At 52.0% G+C, this 19,406-nt stretch carries 13 protein-coding genes; 9 read left to right on the top strand and 4 right to left on the bottom strand.

All coding sequences use genetic code 11. The annotated features are described in order from the left end of the window. Positions 1-256 precede the first annotated feature (256 nt). The 5 genes from EKM99_RS09210 to EKM99_RS09190 all read left to right on the top strand — a co-directional run bounded on the left by EKM99_RS09210 (position 257) and on the right by EKM99_RS09190 (position 11,693). A complete protein-coding gene (locus EKM99_RS09210) occupies positions 257-2,416 on the top strand; it encodes a MucBP domain-containing protein (RefSeq protein ID WP_125583080.1) in 2,160 nt (719 codons plus the stop codon). A gap of 232 nt (positions 2,417-2,648) precedes the next feature. Beyond that, positions 2,649-4,703, top strand: coding sequence for a MucBP domain-containing protein (locus EKM99_RS09205; protein ID WP_125583078.1), 2,055 nt, complete (start codon positions 2,649-2,651; stop codon positions 4,701-4,703). Positions 4,704-4,733: 30 nt separating this feature from the next. Continuing rightward, on the top strand, positions 4,734-6,884 hold the full coding sequence (locus EKM99_RS09200) for a MucBP domain-containing protein (protein WP_125583076.1): 2,151 nt from the start codon (positions 4,734-4,736) through the stop codon (positions 6,882-6,884). Between the two features lie 399 nt (positions 6,885-7,283). Next, complete coding sequence (locus tag EKM99_RS09195) at positions 7,284-9,410, top strand: KxYKxGKxW signal peptide domain-containing protein (protein WP_125583074.1); 2,127 nt, start codon at positions 7,284-7,286, stop codon at positions 9,408-9,410. 204 nt (positions 9,411-9,614) lie between these two features. Next, positions 9,615-11,693, top strand: coding sequence for a collagen-binding domain-containing protein (locus tag EKM99_RS09190; RefSeq protein ID WP_125583071.1), 2,079 nt, complete (start codon positions 9,615-9,617; stop codon positions 11,691-11,693). A gap of 222 nt (positions 11,694-11,915) precedes the next feature. On the opposite strand, the gene EKM99_RS09185 is transcribed toward EKM99_RS09190, so the two are convergent. Further along, positions 11,916-12,659 (bottom strand): sulfite exporter TauE/SafE family protein, encoded by a 744-nt coding sequence (locus EKM99_RS09185; protein ID WP_125583069.1) that lies wholly within the window; start codon positions 12,657-12,659, stop codon positions 11,916-11,918. Positions 12,660-12,813: 154 nt separating this feature from the next. On the opposite strand from EKM99_RS09185, the gene EKM99_RS09180 reads away from it, so the two are divergent. Continuing rightward, entirely contained in the window at positions 12,814-13,545 is a 732-nt protein-coding gene (locus EKM99_RS09180; protein WP_125583067.1) for an SDR family oxidoreductase, read from the top strand. A 473-nt stretch (positions 13,546-14,018) separates the two neighbouring features. Here EKM99_RS09180 and EKM99_RS09175 read toward each other — a convergent pair whose 3' ends face one another. Next, the gene (locus tag EKM99_RS09175) at positions 14,019-14,783 is read right to left on the bottom strand and encodes a glucose 1-dehydrogenase (RefSeq protein ID WP_125583065.1); all 765 of its coding nucleotides are present in this window, start codon (positions 14,781-14,783) and stop codon (positions 14,019-14,021) included. Between the two features lie 170 nt (positions 14,784-14,953). Between EKM99_RS09175 and EKM99_RS09170 the strand changes: the two genes are divergently transcribed. Continuing rightward, complete coding sequence (locus tag EKM99_RS09170) at positions 14,954-15,820, top strand: SDR family oxidoreductase (protein WP_125583063.1); 867 nt, start codon at positions 14,954-14,956, stop codon at positions 15,818-15,820. A 78-nt stretch (positions 15,821-15,898) separates the two neighbouring features. Beyond that, positions 15,899-16,333, top strand: a complete 435-nt coding sequence (locus tag EKM99_RS09165) for an Rrf2 family transcriptional regulator (protein ID WP_125583060.1) — start codon at positions 15,899-15,901, stop codon at positions 16,331-16,333. Positions 16,334-16,590: 257 nt separating this feature from the next. Here the strand turns inward: EKM99_RS09165 and EKM99_RS09160 are convergent, their stop codons facing one another. Both EKM99_RS09160 and EKM99_RS09155 read right to left on the bottom strand, forming a co-directional pair. Continuing rightward, positions 16,591-16,887: a hypothetical protein gene (locus EKM99_RS09160; RefSeq protein ID WP_125583058.1), complete on the bottom strand. Its 297-nt coding sequence runs from the start codon at positions 16,885-16,887 to the stop codon at positions 16,591-16,593. Positions 16,888-17,430: 543 nt separating this feature from the next. Beyond that, entirely contained in the window at positions 17,431-17,793 is a 363-nt protein-coding gene (locus tag EKM99_RS09155) for a winged helix-turn-helix transcriptional regulator (RefSeq protein ID WP_125583056.1), read from the bottom strand. Between the two features lie 129 nt (positions 17,794-17,922). Between EKM99_RS09155 and EKM99_RS09150 the strand changes: the two genes are divergently transcribed. Continuing rightward, the gene (locus tag EKM99_RS09150) at positions 17,923-19,128 is read left to right on the top strand and encodes an MFS transporter (RefSeq protein WP_125583054.1); all 1,206 of its coding nucleotides are present in this window, start codon (positions 17,923-17,925) and stop codon (positions 19,126-19,128) included. Positions 19,129-19,406 lie beyond the last annotated feature (278 nt).

Raw genomic sequence — 19,406 nt, 5'->3', positions numbered from 1 at the left:
GGCTATCAGCCTTAATGCTCACCAGCTAACCGCCTTCTGTCCCACACTCTTTTTATTCGCCAGTAAAATCAGTTCTACCCAAACAAACTGCGTACGTGAACGACACTATTAATCTTTTAATATGTCCTAGCTTTTCACCCGATAACCGGTTATACTAGTGGTGGTTAAGGATGACCAACCAACACACTAACAACCCATTTCGTTACACCACTGTTACCAACGACAATGATGCCAACAGATTTTGAGGAGGATTAATGTGCTTAAGACGGTTGAACCAACTCACCGGGTGAAAATGTACAAGCGCGGTCGGCACTGGGTCTTTGCGGGAATTGTGACAGCAACGTTCATACTCGCCGCAAACCCGGTCGGTGCTCATGCGGACACCGCCACGACCGACGCCACTTCACCAACTAGCGAAGTCACTACCGCCAGCAACGCCCATCAGGAAACAGACGTGACGCTCACGACGACAGACGTTGACGGTCATCCAGACACCACCGCACCAACAGAAATAGAAGAAGCCGCTGACACTCAAAATGAAAGCGATGTCACAAAGGATTCAGTAACAACTGACACAACTGATCAGGACCAAGCTGGAGACACGCAGACGGACACGGACACAACCACAGATACAACGGATGTGGACGACAACCAGACAACCGCCACGACCACTACGGCCAAGCCAATTTCGGCTACGGTCACGCCGAAGACGCAGACCAAGACCGGAGCGGACACCAAGCTGAAGGCCGTTAAATTGGTCAAGGCCGAGGTTGCGAAACCGACGACGGTTAAATTGGCCCATCAACAGCGGGCCACCACGATTGACGACTGGATGCCCAATACCGTTTTGCAACAGGCTGTCCTGAAAAGTTTGAAGGCGCAAAACCCCGGGCAAACTTGGAATAGCGCCGCTGACATCACGCAAGACGACATGGCCTTGTTGAAGACGTTATCAGTCCAAAGCGGTGCCGGGACTTACATTGATGGCAAGACGGCATTTGCGCTCGATGGCTTGGAATTTGCGACCAACCTCACCTGGTTGGCCATGGGTGGTAACTTGGACGGCTCACCAGGCGCTTACTACGGCGATATCGCTGACGTGACGCCGCTGGCTGGGCTGACCAAATTAGAGACGTTAGATTTGCAACACAACAGGATCACGGATGTCACACCGTTAGCCAACTTGACCGGCCTGAAAAACTTATATCTGGCATTCAACCGGATTCGTGATTTTTCACAGCTGAAGGGAATTGGGTACACTAAATTTCATGCGGGCAGTCAGATGATTGTGCTGGATCCAATCAAAGTCAGTGCCACGGCGCGAACGGCTCATTTGCAGATGCAATTTATCACCATCGACGGCGATGTGATTCAACTGGAACCGGTGGCCGAACGAATCGGTGATCCCGTCTTTTACAACAATGGTGCCTTCACTTACCGGTTCTACTTTACCGGTGGGACCGGGGTTAGCGACGGTCAAGGCGGGCTAAACTATACCGAGCTCAAGGACCAGATTCCGGGAATCACGGAATATCCTAACGTGACGGTTGAGCCGCAGACGAATAACTATTACCTGACGGGACGTGCACAGGGCTCAGACTCGTTCGGTAGCTATTTGTTTGCGGTCGCGCAAGGATACGACATCACTGAGGAAGCGGCGGCCGTGACCGTGAAGTATCAGGATGAGCAGGGCAAGGCGTTGGCGGACGACCTGATCCTGCCAACGGGGATGATTGGCGAGGACTACACGACCACGCCACTGGCCATCACCGGCTACACGTTAAAAACGACCCCAGAAAATGCCAGTGGCCAGTACGGAACTGAGGCCATTACGGTGACCTACGTCTACAAGAAGGACGGTGGCGGAACTGTCACACCGCCCGTGGTGACGCCGACAGCCGATGTGACGATGACGGTCTATTACCAGTTGGCGGACGGCACTCAGCTGGCCCCTAGCAAGGCCATCAGCGGCAAGCCAGGAACGACCTACACGACGTCAGCCTTGGAAATCGACAGCTACACACTAGTGACAACGCCGGAAAATGCCAACGGAACCTTTGGCGACACGGATGGCACCATCACCTACGTTTACGCGAAATCGGAAACGGGCGGTGGTGGCGATGAAATTACGGGCGGCAATGGAGAAGACCCGGACACGGTCAGTCCTAACGGCGAGAAACCCAGCGTGTCGGTGACCACAGCGACAAATGAAGGTGGTGCTGGCGCAACGGTGAGTCCGTTGGGGAGTGCTGCAGCAACCACTTCCGGCCAACCTCAGTCGCAAGCGGACACCACCACCGCAACGACACTGCCACAGACTGACGAGCACCGGACGTCGGCCTGGTGGGGTGTGGCACTGCTGAGCCTGACCGCGATTGGTGGTTGGCTTGGTAAACGCCGCAAACAGGAGAAATAAGCCAATAGTTAGCCCTGATGTGAACAATCTCAGGGCTTTTTGTTATACGCCAAGAACGGCTAAGTCGACAATTGGTGTCACAACTGAACATAATATTAATAATTAACATTATAGTAGCTTTTTGCCATCTAAGGCCGTATAATAATCACTATCGAAATGGTGGGACTTGACAACTATTAGATTAATTATTTCTGGCCAGGCGACGGCGAGTGACGAAATGAGGGGAAACTGAATGGGGACACAGGGAAAGGCACCACTGGTTCACCACGAACAGCGGTGGGAAAGATACTGGTTGTTTGCGGCATTAGCGTTGATTGGGGTGAGTTGGCAATTTAATTCCGCAGTGTCGGCAGCGGCAGATGTGGTGAAGCCGGTGACTACCAGACGGGTGCCAGTTGCCGAGGCGGAAACACCTGAAGCGGACGTGCCATCGCCAGAGCATTCGGATCCACAGAATATTGTTGGGACTCAAGAAAATGCAAATGACCAGGTTGCCGAGGGTGAGACGGAGGTGCGTTCGTCTGTTCAGGATGTGCCCTTGGTTCCAGTACAGTCCGAGCCGGTGCAGTCCCAGTCACAACAGCGTAAGCCGCAACACCAAGTACGTCGGGCAACGGTACGTGAGGCCGTTGAATCGAGTCAACCAGGGACTGCTGTTCAGCCCACAACGGTAGTGCAACCCACAGTAGTGCAGCCAACAACGCCACCGGTCACGACTGCTGAGCCAAGCCAGACACCACAAGCAGCGTCAGCCACGCCAGGGACAATCGATCAGTGGATGCCAAATAAGACACTGCAGCAGGCCGTCTGGATTCAGCTTGGCAAGGATCGTCAGCCGGATCACAAAACGTGGGCGTCACCGGCAGAGATTACTCAGGATGACATGGCGCGGTTGGAGGGCTTACATATTACGGGTAATACTGAATCGAGTGGCTTGAGTACGTACATTGATGGCCACACTGAATTCTCCTTAGCGGGTTTAGAATTTGCGGTCAACATGCGGGCGATTTCTTTAGGCGGCGGGATGGTTAACAACCCACCTTTCCGTATGTTTGGCGATGTCGTGGATATCTCACCACTGGCCAAAATGCCGAAATTAGAATCGGTTATCCTGGATAACAATCGAATCAAAAGTATTGCGCCGTTGAAGGGATTGACGAAGTTATTTGACGTCTTTTTGACGTTCAATCAGATTACAGATTTTTCACCACTGAAGAACTTGAAACTTTGGCAATTGACCATTGGCGATCAGTACCTGATTTTGCCGGCCATTAAAATTGACCCCGCTGAAGCGGTAAGTAAACGGGAACACACCATGACGTCTCCGTATGTTTTACCCGATGGGACGGTGCCGTTGCTGTACACGCCCGGCAACTTTTTTGAACTGGATGTGGGGTATCACTACGATGAAAATGAATTTGACTACGTTGCGCTTCATAATCTGGAGAACGAAGACGTATTGCTGGCAGAGGATGTTCCGGGTGCGCCGGAAGGTAGTGTGGTCTTTACGAATATCCCAGATCAGAAACCAGGGGATAAACAACCGCTGGAAGAGTATCAGCTCCCATCACCTGAATATTATTACTTAGTGGCCCAGGAGTACGTCGAGGATGGAACCGTGAAATCGGAGGACTCAAGCATTGAGCTCTACGTCATTCAGCCATACATCATGGGCCAACAGGCTGGGCAAATTACCGTTCAGTATCAAGATGAAAAGGGCCAGACAATCGCGCCACCAGAAACTTTACCGGCGGGACAAGTGGGTGACCCGTACAACACGGGAAAATGGGCCCGTGCCATCAAAGGCTACACCTTGTTGACGCCAGCGCCGACGAATGCTGCGGGCACCTACACCACCGAACCCATCACAGTGACCTACGTTTATCGGCGGCAGTCGCCGGAAAAGGTCCGGCCAGGTGTGACCCAACCAGTGACTACGGTGCCAACCAAGCCGGTGGAACCGATAGAAAAGGAACCGGCACCGATTGAGCCGGGTGAGCAACCAGACCGGGTCGTCACTCAGCCGGACCAACCCGGCCAGATGACCAAGGTGCCATTACCGGCAATCAATATGGTGATTGCCGGTTTGAGCGATAAGGTGCCAACGCCGATTGGTCCTGCATCTAAGCCGGCTAGCGGACCAGTAGAATTGCCGTTGCCGCCGCGGAAAAAGACAACCCTGCCACGGACCAATGAGGCAGCGGACTACTATGGCCTCATCGGCGGTATTGGGCTACTTTTGGCATTACTGGGCCTGGGACGTGAACGGAAGAATAAGCGGCACTGAGGGAATAAGCAAGATTGAGGAGGGGAACGTTTGGCGGAAAGGGTTCAGGTCAAAGAGCTGGTCATTTACCATCGCGGAAAACGGTGGCTTTCGACGGCGGTTGCGGTGACGGGGTTAGGCTGGAGTGTCAATGCAGAGGCAGACACTACGGAGAATGCAATCGGGGTGACGGCTGTTCAACCGGTACGAGCTGAAACGGCAGAAGAAATTGAGGACGCAACGGAAAGTCGTGCGGCTCATGCAGTCGCTGCGGTGAACGATGAAGAACCAACGACTAATCAGTCAACGAATCGGGCGGGTGAGGTAACTGATAGGGTTGCGGTGACCAATACCGCAGACGCTGACAGCGTGGAAGCCGGCGAGGACACGTCCACCGGCTCCCGTTTCGAGGACGTTACTGAAATACCTGAAGTTGGTAGCCGACAAGTACGGCTGAATACCGTGCCCGTTGCGGGTCAACCAGAAGACGAGTCACAGCCAACGACTGCTGTCCAACCAACGCACCCCCAGACGGTTGAGCCAACGACTGTGCAAAACGAGCCAGTGTACACCGCAGAAGCGATTGATCAGTGGCTACCGAATCATGCATTGCAGGAAGTCGTCCTGTACCGGTTGCAGCACACCTATCAGGATGATCATAAGACCTGGTCGTCCGTGGCCGATATTACGCAAAAGGATATGCTGCGGCTGACGGAATTGTATGTCAATGGGGATGACAATGCTAATGGGATAACGACCTACATCGATGGGAAGACGCCCTTTTCAATCCAGGGACTTGAATATGCTGTGAATCTGACCACATTAGCTTTGGAGAGTGGTGGCCTGAACTATCCGGGGTATCAGTTGAACGGGGACCTGGTAGACTTAACGCCGTTAAAAAAATTGAAGAAACTGACTTGGTTAAATTTAAGAGGTAATCGGATTCAAGATATTTCACCGCTAGCGGATCTCAAGAACTTAACCACGCTTTACTTAGATAAAAATCGAATTGCGGACTTTTCTTGGCTACAGGGACGAAAGTTTGAGACTTTAGAGATTTCCAAACAATTCGTCATCTTACCACCGATTAGGGTGGATTCTAAGCAACGGTCAGCTTGGATTAAGACACCTTTCAAATTCATTGATAATCAAGAGGTAGCGCTTTGGTCACCCATGCAATATATCAATCAGACACTAGGGTTTCACCCTGAGACCGCAGACTTTGATTTTTACCGGTATGAAAGTGGTGTCGACGTCAATGACGACGAGGGAACCGTGATGGGGACCGGTGATGCCTGGGGCGACCTCCAATTTAACCATATTCGGCTGCAAGAGCCTGGTGGGACAACGGACCTTGAACCGTACCAGCAACCGTTGCCGGATCGGTACTACCTGATTTGCGACGGTTATACAGATGATTACGTCGGCCAGACCAGTGACACCAAAATCGGGTGGTATCTCATTCAACCTTATACGATGGTGGCGCCCGCTGAAGCGATTACCGTCCATTACGTGGACCAGTCTGGCAAAAAAATACACGAGGATGATAGCCTGCCAGCAGGCGAGGTGGGTCAATCCTATCAAACGGTTGCCAAGGAAATCCCGGGCTATACCGTCACCACGCCACCCAGCAACGCCAGCGGGAAATACAGTCGTGAGAAAATTGAAGTGACCTACGTTTACCAAAAGCTGGCGGTAGCGGGTGCCCGACCAGGTGGCACGTTACCGGCACCCACGCCGAACGGAGTCGACTCAGGAGAAGGGGTGACCCCGCATCCAGAATCCCCTAATTCTAGCGAATCTGAAACGAGCAAACTAGCGCCTGGTTCAGATGATAATTTGATAGAAGACGACCCGGATGAACTGGAAACTGAACCGACCAATCAGCGGCCAACAAAACCAGCTACAGCAGGCCGTCCGGTGCACACGGGTTATTCTATCCAAGGACGGGTTGCCACGACTAGCGATCGTACCCAGAAAGTTAATCAGAATATCAAGCCAGCACCAGTTCGCTTGGAAGCCGCAGAGAGTTCGACTACTGTGGGCCGGGCCAATGCACAGGCAGTAGCCCCTGGGTCCAAGCCCAATCGGCCACGTGCTTCACGGGTCACAGAGGATTGGTTAGTTGTGATGCTGGTGACGGGTATTGTGAGCCTGTTGGGCTGGCCAATTGTTTGGTGGCGCCGTCAGCGGAATCATTAAAACTAATGGAACGCTCCTAGAATCTTTGTAGGGGCGTTTTTACTGTATGGGAAAATAGCACATAGGGGGTCTTATCTCTCGACCGTTGACTGTCGCAACGTTAAACAGACATTTGCCCAGATTTGGTTTAATAAACGCAAGTTTTAAGTCAAAACAGATTTGCCTCAGCTTAAGTAAAACCGTTGACGAAATAGGAACTACGGCATTCAAAATAAAAAAATGTAATGAAAACGTACGGCTAGGATAATTGGTTTTTACGATTAACAATCATGGTTGCTTTTCTTGTTAATCAGACTACAATGTAGGTGTAGAAAAGTTATCCAGATTTAATAATGTGTAACGAAAACAAACACGGACTAGGGCGAATGCAGTACACACTTTCACGAGGAGGAAGCCATCATGCGAAACGTTACGGTAGAGTCTAAGGAACACTATAAGAGCTATAAGGCAGGCAAACACTGGGTTTTCGCTTGTATCACGGTATTGGGACTCGGGCTAGGCATGGCTGGAGCAACCACAACGGCGCAGGCTGACGCAACGGGGACTAGCGATGCACAGCAGGTATCCACGGTGGTGACACCTAAGAAGACGTTAGCGGCACAACCAGATACACCGGCCGCTAGTCAAGACGGCAGTAACCAGAAATCTGGCGACAATTCCGGAAATGATGTGAAAGATGAGTCTTCAAGCGATACCTCAGCTGGCAACAACGCTGCTGATTCGGGGAATGGTGTGCAGTCGGACGACAAAGTGAGTCAGCCAGCACCGCAAGCGGACACGCCGGCCCCTACAAATAGCGGGGATGAAAAGCCAGCGGGCAAGCCAGCACCCGCTGCTGAAAAGCCGGATGGCACTGAACAACAGGGTCAAGTAGTAGCGAACCCAGTTACCCCACCGACCGGGGATGACAAGTCTGATGGCGAACAGGCAACTACGCTCAAAGTCAAACCGCAGTTTGCACCGGCCGCATCGCTACTTCGTTCAGGAACACCTAGTATCGCTGGTGTCGATGCTTCAGTTTGGATGCCCGATGCCAATTTACGAAGTTGGATCGAAGGCTATCTGAATAATTCGGGAAAGACGGTGACTGACGCGAACTTGGCCGACTACGCTGGGAGCCTAACAACGTTGTATGATGGCTATGGCTACACGATTGGCCATCCAACCGCCACTTATGCTGGTCCCATCCAAAGTCTCGAGGGCCTACAATACTTCACCAAACTGACGAATTTCGATTATTATCGTTATCTGCCAGCCTCCGCAATGATCGATTTTTCCTTTGCCCCAAACTTAACGACCTTGAATCTTAAAAATCGGCAGGGTGTCCCTACTGAAGGCGAGAATATCGATGATTTCTTTAGCAATTTTGCCAATAACCACGCTTTGCAATACATCACGGTGTCGGGGTACGGCCTGACGGGCGGGGTGCCAAACTTTTCGCAATACGCGGACCTGAAATGGTTACAGTTGCAGAGCAACCAATTGACGGGTGACCTCGCCAACCTGGGGACTTTGCCTAATGTCACGTCGCTGGAATTAAATGATAACCAACTGACGGGCGTCTTGCCAAGCATGGCCACGCTGCCGAGCCTCACCTTTTTACAAGTTGACCATAATCAACTGACCAGCCTGCCAGCAGATATGGCGAGCTACACGGGATACGCCGATGTTGACAACAATAATCTGACGGTTGGCCTGCAAAATCGAGGTGTATCTGGAAATATTCTGTACCAAACGGTTACTGGTAAAAACTATACCATCACGCCCACGGTTCGTTCGTTTGATCCCATTACCGACGTCATTTCTGGGGTCATTGGTGCCGATGGTCAGATTGATTTGACCGATCCCATGGTTGCTTACGACCTGGGGACGCCCGGTGATTTGTACTTTACGGTTGCACCGGATCCAGACAATCCAGTTGGCTTTAAGATTGTGGCCGCCGACGATACGCCGGATGGCACTTACACGCTGGGTATTTGGAATACAAAGACCCACGCCTACAACGTTTCGCTGACCTTCACCGTGACTAACGGTAAGGATGCAGTCGTGCCCGCCACCGGTTCTGGTACCGGGACGACTACGACCACGACTCCTGAGACGCCGACCGGGACGCCTAGCACACCGGAGACGACGGTGATTAATGACGGCGGGGCTGATCAGGTTGTGACCGGCAAGTCTGCCCAGCCAATTACGGGTGGGGACGGTGCCCAAATTACAACGCAAAAACCAACGTCCACGAAAAAGGCTGGTCAGAAGGTTGGGGTTCTCAAAGCCACGGTGGGACAGGCTAGTCCTGCGACCAAATCAGTTACCAAGTCTAAGGGTCAGGCTGTGAATGTTGTCGCTCCTAAGGCATTGGCCAATGTGCGTCACCAGCAGGTTACGGCCAAGAACAGTATGGTCAATACAGCCAAGACCACGTTGCCCCAAACCAGTGAACGCAGCAGCGCCAGCCTGGTTGCGGCAGGAATTGCCTTAGCTGTTGGTATCTTAGGGTTGGGCATTCATGCCAAGCGTCACGAATAAAGGAAACACATCATTTTCGAAGAGCACGCAGACTTTGCGGGCTCTTTTTTCACGCTCTTTTAGCCAATTTCATCATTGTGGTAAACTACCATACGATTAAGTAGTTTTTGTTCAAAATAATTTGCGTAATCATATTGATTGTTTCCCAAAGTAGTACGAAAATAAAGGTGGAATCTAATTGGGAAAGGTAGGGATTTAATCAATATGGAAACAAAACGGACGCATTTTAAAATGTACAAAAGTGGCCGTCGCTGGGTCTTTGTTTGCGCAGTCATGCTGATGGCATTGGGAACCGGCGCCACGGTAACTGCCAACGCCGCCACGGACACGTCTAATGCCGGTGCCACGGCTGAGGTTAGCGAGTCTTCGAGTTCAAACGCAACTTCGGCGCAAAGTGGGAGCCAGGCTACCAGTGGCAGTAACGCCGCAACCACTAATTCCAGCTCAACGACATCGCAAAGCAGCTCGACTGCCACCAGCAGTAGTTCAGTCGCCAGCGATTCGTCCAGCAGCCAAGTGGTCTCGTCCTCAGCTAAGAAGACGACTAGCTTGCCAGCCGGCGCGACCGTTAAGTCAGGCGTTGTTAACAAGACGGTGAAGGCCAATAAAGCCGTCAAGAAGTCGATCAAGCAAACGGTTAAGAACGCAACGACGACCAAGACGGTGACCTACGCCCACACGAGTGTCGCTGCTGCTAAAGCCGCCGCTGCCAAACTAGCCGCCGCTAACAAGGCGACCGCTGCGGCCAACACGATTACCAGTTTGCTGCAGAAGATGGCGGGGAACAAAGCCACGTCCCTGGAGCCCTACGCCGACAGTGGTATTCAATCCGGCGGGAGCGTTTACGATGACTATCCCGATTTGGACAACATTCTCGGGGTTTCCTCCATGTTCCACATCTTTGCACGGGACGCTGAACTGAACGCCCACACCAACGGGAACATTGCCGTGCAAAACCTGACGGGGAACGTTAACTTTGGGACCAACATCATTGAAGAACTGTTAGACAAGGATATTTCTTACATACAGAACTTTACCAACATTGCCAACAGCTCCTTCGTTTCCGCTGGGGATACCCGCGAGAACAAGGTGGTCTTCGGTGACGGTATCACCATTGATATCAGCAATCCGAACCGGCCAATGGTTAATGGCGAGTACATTGATCATTTGCTAGCCAGCGAAGTTTACCAGGACCAAAATGGCCAAACGTACATCGACTTTGATGCCGAATTTGCAAAACTGAAGGCCCTTAACGAATCATTGGCTAACCAGTCGAGTGAAGCGAATTATTCTAACAGTGACTTTGAGGATCAGAACAACCGGGTCATTGATATCAGTAACATGACGCCAAACGCTAACGGCCAAATTGTGATCAACCTCACGCCAGACGTTTTGACCAGCAATACACCACTGACCATTTCTGGCCTGTCGCCTGACGCTGAAGGAACCACGGTCATCATTAACGTGGACACTGGTAGTGATGCCGATTACAATGTGACGTCGCAAATCAAGATCGTTTACAGTGATGGGTCCGACCGGGACAATCACGAAACGGAAGACTTTGGGGATAACCATTTACTCTGGAACTTCTACAACAGTAGTGCCAGCGACAAGCAGTACACCGGGACGATTGACTTTCAACGACCATTCCAAGGCAGTATCTTGGCACCATCCGTCACGGTGGTTGCCAGCGCCAACATTGATGGGAACATCATCGCTGACAAGGTGATTGTCAACGCGGAAACCCATCGTTGGGATCTGCAAGACAACTCCGGTGAAGAGGAAGACTTTGAAGTGCCCGTTCACCCCGGGATTGACGTCAATTTACCAGAGATTCCTAACACAGAAAATCCAGGTACCGAGGAACCCAACACGGAGAAACCTGGGACTGAAGAACCCGGAACGGAAACGCCGGGGACCGAAGAACCTGGTGGCGAAGAGGACGTTACCTATGAACATGAACGGCCAGAATACACCGAGGAAGCAGCTGAGGACTTTGAGAACGATTTAATCGACTTTGAAGCTGAAGGCAATACGGACGCTGAAGAGGCCTTGTTGAACAAGGTGGACGCGGCAATCGCTGCTGCGCGGGCCAAGGGTGACACAACGTTACTTGCTCAGCTCGAATCTGTTCGGAGCAACATTTTACGGGCACTCGGCTTGTCCGATGGCTTGCCACAGACGGGTGAGGCCAATGAAAATTGGTTGAGCGCAGTGGGCTTCGTGTTGGCGGGCACCTTACTCGCTACCGGAGTGGCTGTCGACCGCAAGCGCCGGTACTAAATTGATGACTGACGCGTTGTTATAAATATGCAATTAAAAAACAGGCATCTGGGATTTTGTCCCGGACGCCTGTTTTGGTTCTTAATCTATGTTGCTGAAACGTGGGACTACCGGGCAACTGGTTCCGCTTAACACTGCTAAGAAAATAACCCAAGCCCGGGGTTATTCCCTTAGCACCGTTAATGCTCGCCAGCTAACCGCCCTTCGTCCCACTCTTTTCACTTAGAGAATCATCCGAAGGCCCATAAAGAGCAACAGAATTCCCATGAAAGGTTTGATGTAATAGTTGAGTTTGGCCGGATCCACGTGCATCAATAGGCGCGGCGCACACAGAGCACCAAGGACGGCACCAATCATCAGACCAATGCCGACGTTCCAGTCGATGTTGTTGGCGGACAGGTGAAAGAGCAGGCCAACAAGTGAGGTGCCCACCAGGACGTAGGATGAGGTGGCCGCGGCTGGCAACATGTCCAGTCCGAGCACCAACAGTCCCGCGATGATGGGGCCGCCGCCACTGAGGCCAGCGACACCCACCATGACACCACTCAACATGCCGTAGATGGCGGCCTGAATACCCTGGTGGCGCACCGGTTTATTGCTGTGGCTGAGGAACCGTTTGACCAGGACCTGAATGCCCAGTCCCGTCAAAATGAGGGCGACAATCCAGGTGTAGACGTCGTTGGGGATGTAGGGGGCCAGCAGTGCACCCACCACCGTCGCTGGAATCGCCGTCAGTAACATTTGGTTCCCGACTTTGAAATGAATTTGGCCGGTGCGGTAGTGACCGTATGCGCCCACGACTAACGAGGGAAACGCCGTGAACAGCGACGTGGAGGCCGCAACGGCTGGCGCTAAACCAAAGACGCTGGTCAAGAGGCCAAGGTAGATGGCCGCGCCGCCACCCCCGGTGGAAATCACCAGTAGGCCAACTAAGAACCCAATTATTAGAAAAACTAGCCACATCATTTACCCAATCGTCTCCTTACCGACTAATTATGTTGACTAGTTTACCGGTTAAGGGCTAACACGTCAATTTGCTGGGGGAATCCGGCATCTTGCTGTATGATAATTTTAGAGAGTAAAAATTAAAGCAATGGTCAGCAACGGAAAGGAAATTCCAATGAAATTAGCACAACAACGACTCTTAATTGTGGGCGGGACGTCCGGTTTTGGCGAGACCGTCGCCAGTCAGGCGCTAAGCAAAGATACCATCGTTCACGTGATCGGACACAGCCAGACACACGTGGATGCCGCGATTGCGCGGTTACGAGCGAGTGGCGCGACCATTAGTGGGACAGCCTTAGACGCCCAGGATGCCCATCAACTGGCCGTTTTCTTCTCGAGTCAGCCCAAGTTCGACCACGTGCTGTCGTTCCTTGGCGGGGCAATGGGCGGTGGCTTCCTGGACAACGACGTCGCAACGATTCGCCAGGCGATTGAGGATAAATTTTTCGCAAATCTCCAATTGGCAAAAGTAGCAGCTAGCCATTTGAATGCCCATGGGTCGCTGATTTTCACATCCGGTGCGGGCGGCCATCCGTACGACGCGTCGGGCGCCATTGTGGGCAATCAAGCCATCAATACCATGGTGGCGGGCCTAGCAGTTGAAATGGCACCGGATTACTGGGTCAACGCGGTGGCACCCACGTGGACGCCGACCGGCCTGTGGCGGGGAATGACCCAGCAACAGGTCGCCGAACAGGCCCAAAGCTTTGCCCAGGGCGTACCGTTACAGCGGGTCGCCACGAAGGATGAAGTGGCTTCGGCTTACCTGTACTTGATGCAAAATGATTTTGTGACCGGCCAAGTGTTGCACGTCGATGGGGGCGTGGACTTGGGGGTTAAGGGCTAGGGTTTAGACTGCTGTACAAAATAAAGATCTCTGCTCATCATGGATTTTGATTGGAGCGGAGATCTTTATTTTTTTGTTGGCTTGGTTGTTTACGCTTGGTTTTAGTTCAGTGATGAAGTTGGTTTGGAGCAGGACTGGTCTTTGGTGGTAGATTGCTTTAGGCCGTTGACTGGTTCTCCATGGCTCTATCCGGAAGCTGGCGGCCTCTGAAACGTGCTACATAAGGCAGGTCCCTGCGCTTAACCCCGGTTCAGCAATGATGTTGGTTTGGAGCGGACTTGGCCATTGGTGGTAGATTGCTTTAAATCGTTTGACTGGTTCTCCACGGCCCTATCCGGAAACTGGCAGCCTCTGAAACGTGCTACACGAGCCAGACTCTTCCGCTTAGCAAAAGATAGGACTCCTGGCCGACTTTGTCGACCAGAAGCCCTATCTTCGCTAATGCTCAGAGTCTAAACGGCTCGTTCCGCACTCTAATAACTAGTCCACCCGCCGTCCACGGGTACGACCGTCCCGTTGACGTAACTGGAGGCGTCTGAACATAAGAACAGCGCCGTTTGGGCAATCTCGTCGCCCGTTCCTGGTTCTGGTGAGAGTGGCATGCCGACACTTTGCCGTTGCATGCCTTCCTTGTCGATACCCTTCATGGATTCGGCAATGTTGGTCTTGATGCCACCGGGGGCAATCGCGTTGGTTCTGATGCCCATGTTTTCGTACATGTAGGCGGTGTTCTTGGTCAAGCCCACCACGGCATGCTTGGACGCTGTGTACGCTGCACCGGCACGGCCGCCACCAATACCACCCACAGAGGCGATGTTTAAAATGACACCGGATTTTTGTTTGGTAAAGAGCTTGAGGGCCTCACGCGTTGCCAGCATCACGCTGGTTGTGTTGACCGTCATAACGCGGTCCCACAATTCGTTGGTCAACGTTCCAACGGGGGCCATGTTGTCCATGATTCCGGCGTTGTTAACCAAAATATCCAAGCGTCCGAAACTGTCGACTGCGGTTTGCACCATGGCAACCACGTCGGCTTCCTTAGTGACATTGGTCACGGCAGCGACCGCGTCATTGCCGGCATCCTTAATTTCTTTCACGACCTCGTTTAACCGGTCTTCATTGATGTCAGCGGCGACCACTCTGGCGCCTTCGTTGGCAAATAATTCGGCCATGGACTTGCCCATGCCGGATCCAGCACCCGTGATGATTGCAACCTTACCTGCTAATTGTTGAACCACGTTACTCACTCCTTATTGTGATTGATTTTTAGGATTAATTCCTAACCCCCATTATAGTCTCTTTCATGTTGGAAAGCGCTTAATATGCGACAGACTGAAACAAAATGTTTGACGTTTTCAGGGATTCATGTAACAATTAAAGTAACATCGAATAGCAAGGAGATTTTCTCATGACAAAATATGTGATTACGGGTGCCACGGGTCATTTAGGTAGCCAAATTGTCTCGCAGCTGGCACAACGGGTGGCTGCCACCAGCATCACCTTGGGCGTCCACACTCCGGCGAAGGCCGCGGCATTTGCCCAGCAGGGGATGACCGTCTTGCCCCTGGATTACCGGGAACAGACTAGCATTGTGGCCAGCTTGCAAAACGCCGACGTGGCCATCTATGTTCCGAGCAAGAGTCACGACAGTTTCAGTCGGGTGACCGAGTTTGAAAACGTGATTGCGGCGGCCGAAACGGCCCAGGTCCAACACCTGATTGTCATGGGATTTATCGCGGACCAAGTGGATAATCCGTTTGACCTGTCTGCCTTTTACGGCTACGTACCACGGCGGTTGGCGGCATCCAATTTGTCCTATACCATTTTACGGAACGCTTTGTACGCTGACCCCTTGGTGCCGTATTTGCCAGAACTGATCGAACGTCACAACGTAATCTATCCGCTGGGCGACGCGTCGTTGAGCTTCATTAGTTTGGCAGAGAGTGCGGCGGCCTTCGCTCAAGTCGCGGTCACCTCCAGTTTGTGGACGCAACCGATGTACACATTGACCCAGCAACGGTCCTACACGATGCCCGCGTTGGCCCGCGTCTTGAGTGACGTGTCTGGCAAGTCCATTGGATACGCCCCAGTGACGCTCAGTACGTTTGCCCAAATGTACAACGCCGGGAACGAAGGCCACATGCTGGCGTCGATGTACGCCGGTGGTGCCAAGGGCCTCCTGGCAACCGTCACGGACGATTATCAGAAAATTATGGGTCGGCCTGCACAAGCCTTACCAGATTTCTTAGCGGCCAACCTTGCAGGTAAAAGCTAGACGGGTATAATGTTCGTTGAGTGAAGCGGACCGAAGTTTTGTGACGATGGCCGTTTCAACCCAGAAGGGGGCGTGTTCGTGCGCTATTCGCATAAATTAAGTGATGCCGTACACATTTTGGCGTACATTTCTATTTGCCAAGACGGTGATTTATCCAGTGCAACTATTGCGGCGAGTGTGGAATCAAATCCGGCACTGGTGCGGCGGTTGATGGGTGCCCTGCGTCGTGGAGGGCTTTTGGCCACCCAACAAGGATCGGCCACCCCCAAGCTTTCACGGGAGCCCGCGGCGATTACCCTGTTGGCCATTTACCAAGCAGTCGAAGATGACGGCAACCTGTTACACGTTGATGATAAGACCAATCCCAACTGTGTCGTGGGTGGGAACATCCAAGACACGTTGCGCGAGGCGTACGCGGAAGTTCAGGCGGCTGCGGAAGACCAGATGAAACAGATTACGCTGGCCCGATTGATTGGCGATATTTTGGCACGAGAACAAGCGAAAAATAAATGAAAACATAAAATCCGACTGGCGCAATCTACCAGTCGGATTTTTGTCTATTCTGTTGGGGGATGAACCGTGGTTAAGGGCACGATTCGGTGGATCATGAGGGGGATGATACTGGGAGTTGACTCTGAGGGGGAGAGTCAGGGGGAAACGTTGGTACTAGATTAAGGGGGAGTCTAGCATTTGAAATCGGAAATGGGAGTAGTCATGAAGCGGGCAGTGTTTGGAGGAGGCTGCGCCGTCAGCGGACTAAGCAGTTAGGGCTATTTCAATTGGCTGTCGTGGTGTTGTTGGTCCAGGTTCAACGCGCTGGCATCCACGGCCGTCTGTACTTGGCTAGAAATCTGGCTAGTGGAGACGTGTTTGTGAAGCTTGATGGTTGTTGGGTGAATTTCGGGTTGTGCCTGTTGCTTCAAGGTAATAGAAGTTTCAGTGACAGCGGGGGCGGGCGTTGAAACGGTCGTGGTGGCGGCAGAAGCCCCAGCAGAAGTTGCCATCAGGGTTGTGACGGTCATGGCACCCAACATTACTTTAGTCATCATTGATTTAAGTTTATTCATTATAACCACTCCTCAAGTTGTTTGTTTGTCGTATCGCTTTCGATGTATTAGTTATACCATGTGAGGGCCATCATCATCTTGAGGGTTAGCTAAACTTAAACTGTGAATTTCTTAGGTTGGGTTTAGAAAGCGTTGAGAAATGGGTGCGATTGCTGATGTGGCGGTGTTTGTCGGTCTGAAAAATCCCACAAGAATGCCGGGTATTATTGGCAAAATTGTGGGATTTTTTTGATTTGTAATGTGTACAGCTGATTGGAACAGACTTGAACTTAAGTAATCATTCAAGAAAAGTTGAAAAACACCATACTTCTGAGCAAGGCGTTAGCATGGTTCGCACCAGTATCAGCCGAGAGGGCAGGGAAAATAGACTCAGCCGTGGGAATTCTCTTAACGACGGGTTGAGTCGTTTAGAGAATTGGCGTCTTTGAGACTCGGTTTTTGAGGCTCAAAGCGAGCCCGAAGACCGCCCTGTGGCTTCGGACGTCCGCCCACAGCGTTCCAGTCTATTTTCCCTGCCCGGTAAGGCGACTGGTACGAACCATGCTAAACGTCGTCGCGGCTGAGGAGGGTGATCTCTTCGCCAGCCGCCTCGCGCCGGTCGATATTGTCCTCGCCCCAAACGCAAAGCTCATGCAAAATCCCCGACAGTGACTCGCCGTAATCGGTCAACGCATACTCAACCTTCGGCGGCACCTGCTTGTAAACGTGGCGAGCGACAATGTTTGCCGCCTCTAGCTCGCGGAGCTGTTGGGTAAGCATCTTCTGTGAAATCTGAGGAATGGCGCGGGCAAGCTCTCCCGTGCGCATGGTTTGGTGGCGCAGATGGCAGAGAATAATGGACTTCCATTTGCCACCAATGATTTCCATCGTGGCTTCGACACCAATGTGATACGTTTTTGTGGGCATGAAACGGCCTCCTGTCTAATAGTTACCTTTTGGTGGGTAGGGCACTTTAAAGTCGGTTCTTGTTCTTCGGTTGGTAACCAGTATAATCATTATTTATTACGTTAGCAAACGAAAAATGAGGAGGTCATTATGACTAAGAAAATTTCACCGGCAATGACGCTACTGGCGCTGGCCGTCAGCGCGTTCGCCATTGGTTCAACTGAATTTATCAGCGTGGGGTTGATGCCCCTATTGATTCAAAGTTTCCACATTAGCTTGGCACAGGCGGGGTTAACGGTGTCCGTCTACGCCATGGGAATCATGGTGGGGGCGCCGTTAATGACGCTCTTGACGGGTCAGATTAATCGCCACACGTTGATGGTGATTATTATGTTGCTCTTTATTTTAGGGAATCTGGTCGCCGCCTTTGCCCCAACCTTCATCGTCCTATTGGCGGGGCGGGTGATTGCCGCATTAGCACACGGTATCTTCATGACGGTGGCCTCCGTGATTGCGGCGGACGTGGTGGCACCTTCCAAACGGGCGTCGGCGATTGCCGTGATGTTTACCGGACTGACGGTCGCAACGGTGACGGGTGTGCCGCTGGGAACCATGATCGGACAACTGGGTGGCTGGCGTTGGTCATTTATCTTCATTAGTTTGATTGGTGTGATTGGGTTGCTTGCGGATTACATTCTGGTTCCACGGAACCTGCCACTGCCAAGTAAGGCGACTGCCCGCGGGATTCTCCGGGTACTGGGCAATCCGCAACTCCTAGTGGCCTTACTGGTCACGGCGTTGGGTTACGGCGGCACCTTCGTGGCTTACACGTACCTCTCACCATTATTGGAACAAAAAATGGGCTGGTCAGCCAGTACCGTGGTTGTCATCCTGGTCGTCTACGGCTTGATGGTCGCGATGGGCAACACGCTGGGTGGTCGTTGGGCCAATGCCAAGCCACTCGCCGCACTGTTGAAAATGTTCACCGGCCTCTTCGCGACGCTATTAGTGTTGACGTTTACCGCCAACAGTCAGTGGTTGGGCCTGCTGACGGTGTTGGTCATGGGGTTCTTCGCCTTCATGAACGTGCCAGGCCTGCAGTTGTACATTGTCCAATTAGCCGAAAAGAATACGCCAAAGGACATCACGATGGCCTCAGCGCTCAACATCTCGGCATTTAACGTCGGGATCGCCATGGGCTCGGGAATCGGTGGTCAGGTAACCAGTCAATTTGGTTTGGGCTGGACGCCACTGTTCGGTGCTGGCATGGTTGCCTTGAGCATTGGGTTGACGTTGCTGCTGATCCGGTTGGCCCGGCCAGTGAAGCGACTGGTTCACAAATTCAATCAATATTAAATTGCCGCCGATCGTTTGGCGGTCAAAAAGCACCGCGAATCCTTCCAAAAGTGATTCGCGGTGTTTTTTGCGTGGAATCGCTGTGTGACGAGGGTTTAGGAGATTGCTAATAGGCCGAGCGGCAGTGAGGTACCGTTTTTTATAATTAATATAATATTTAAATAATTATAAACGTTAATTTCATTCGCTATGAACTTTATTGCCGTGTATAATCCGAAGTATGCTAAATCAAATGGAGAATGACTCGATTCAAAGGTAGTTGAATCATCAGATAAAGG

It is taken from the genome of Levilactobacillus cerevisiae (genome assembly GCF_003946245.1).
GTDB classification, from domain to species: Bacteria; Bacillota; Bacilli; order Lactobacillales; family Lactobacillaceae; genus Levilactobacillus; species Levilactobacillus cerevisiae.
This window is presented reverse-complemented; position numbering and strand designations above follow the sequence as displayed.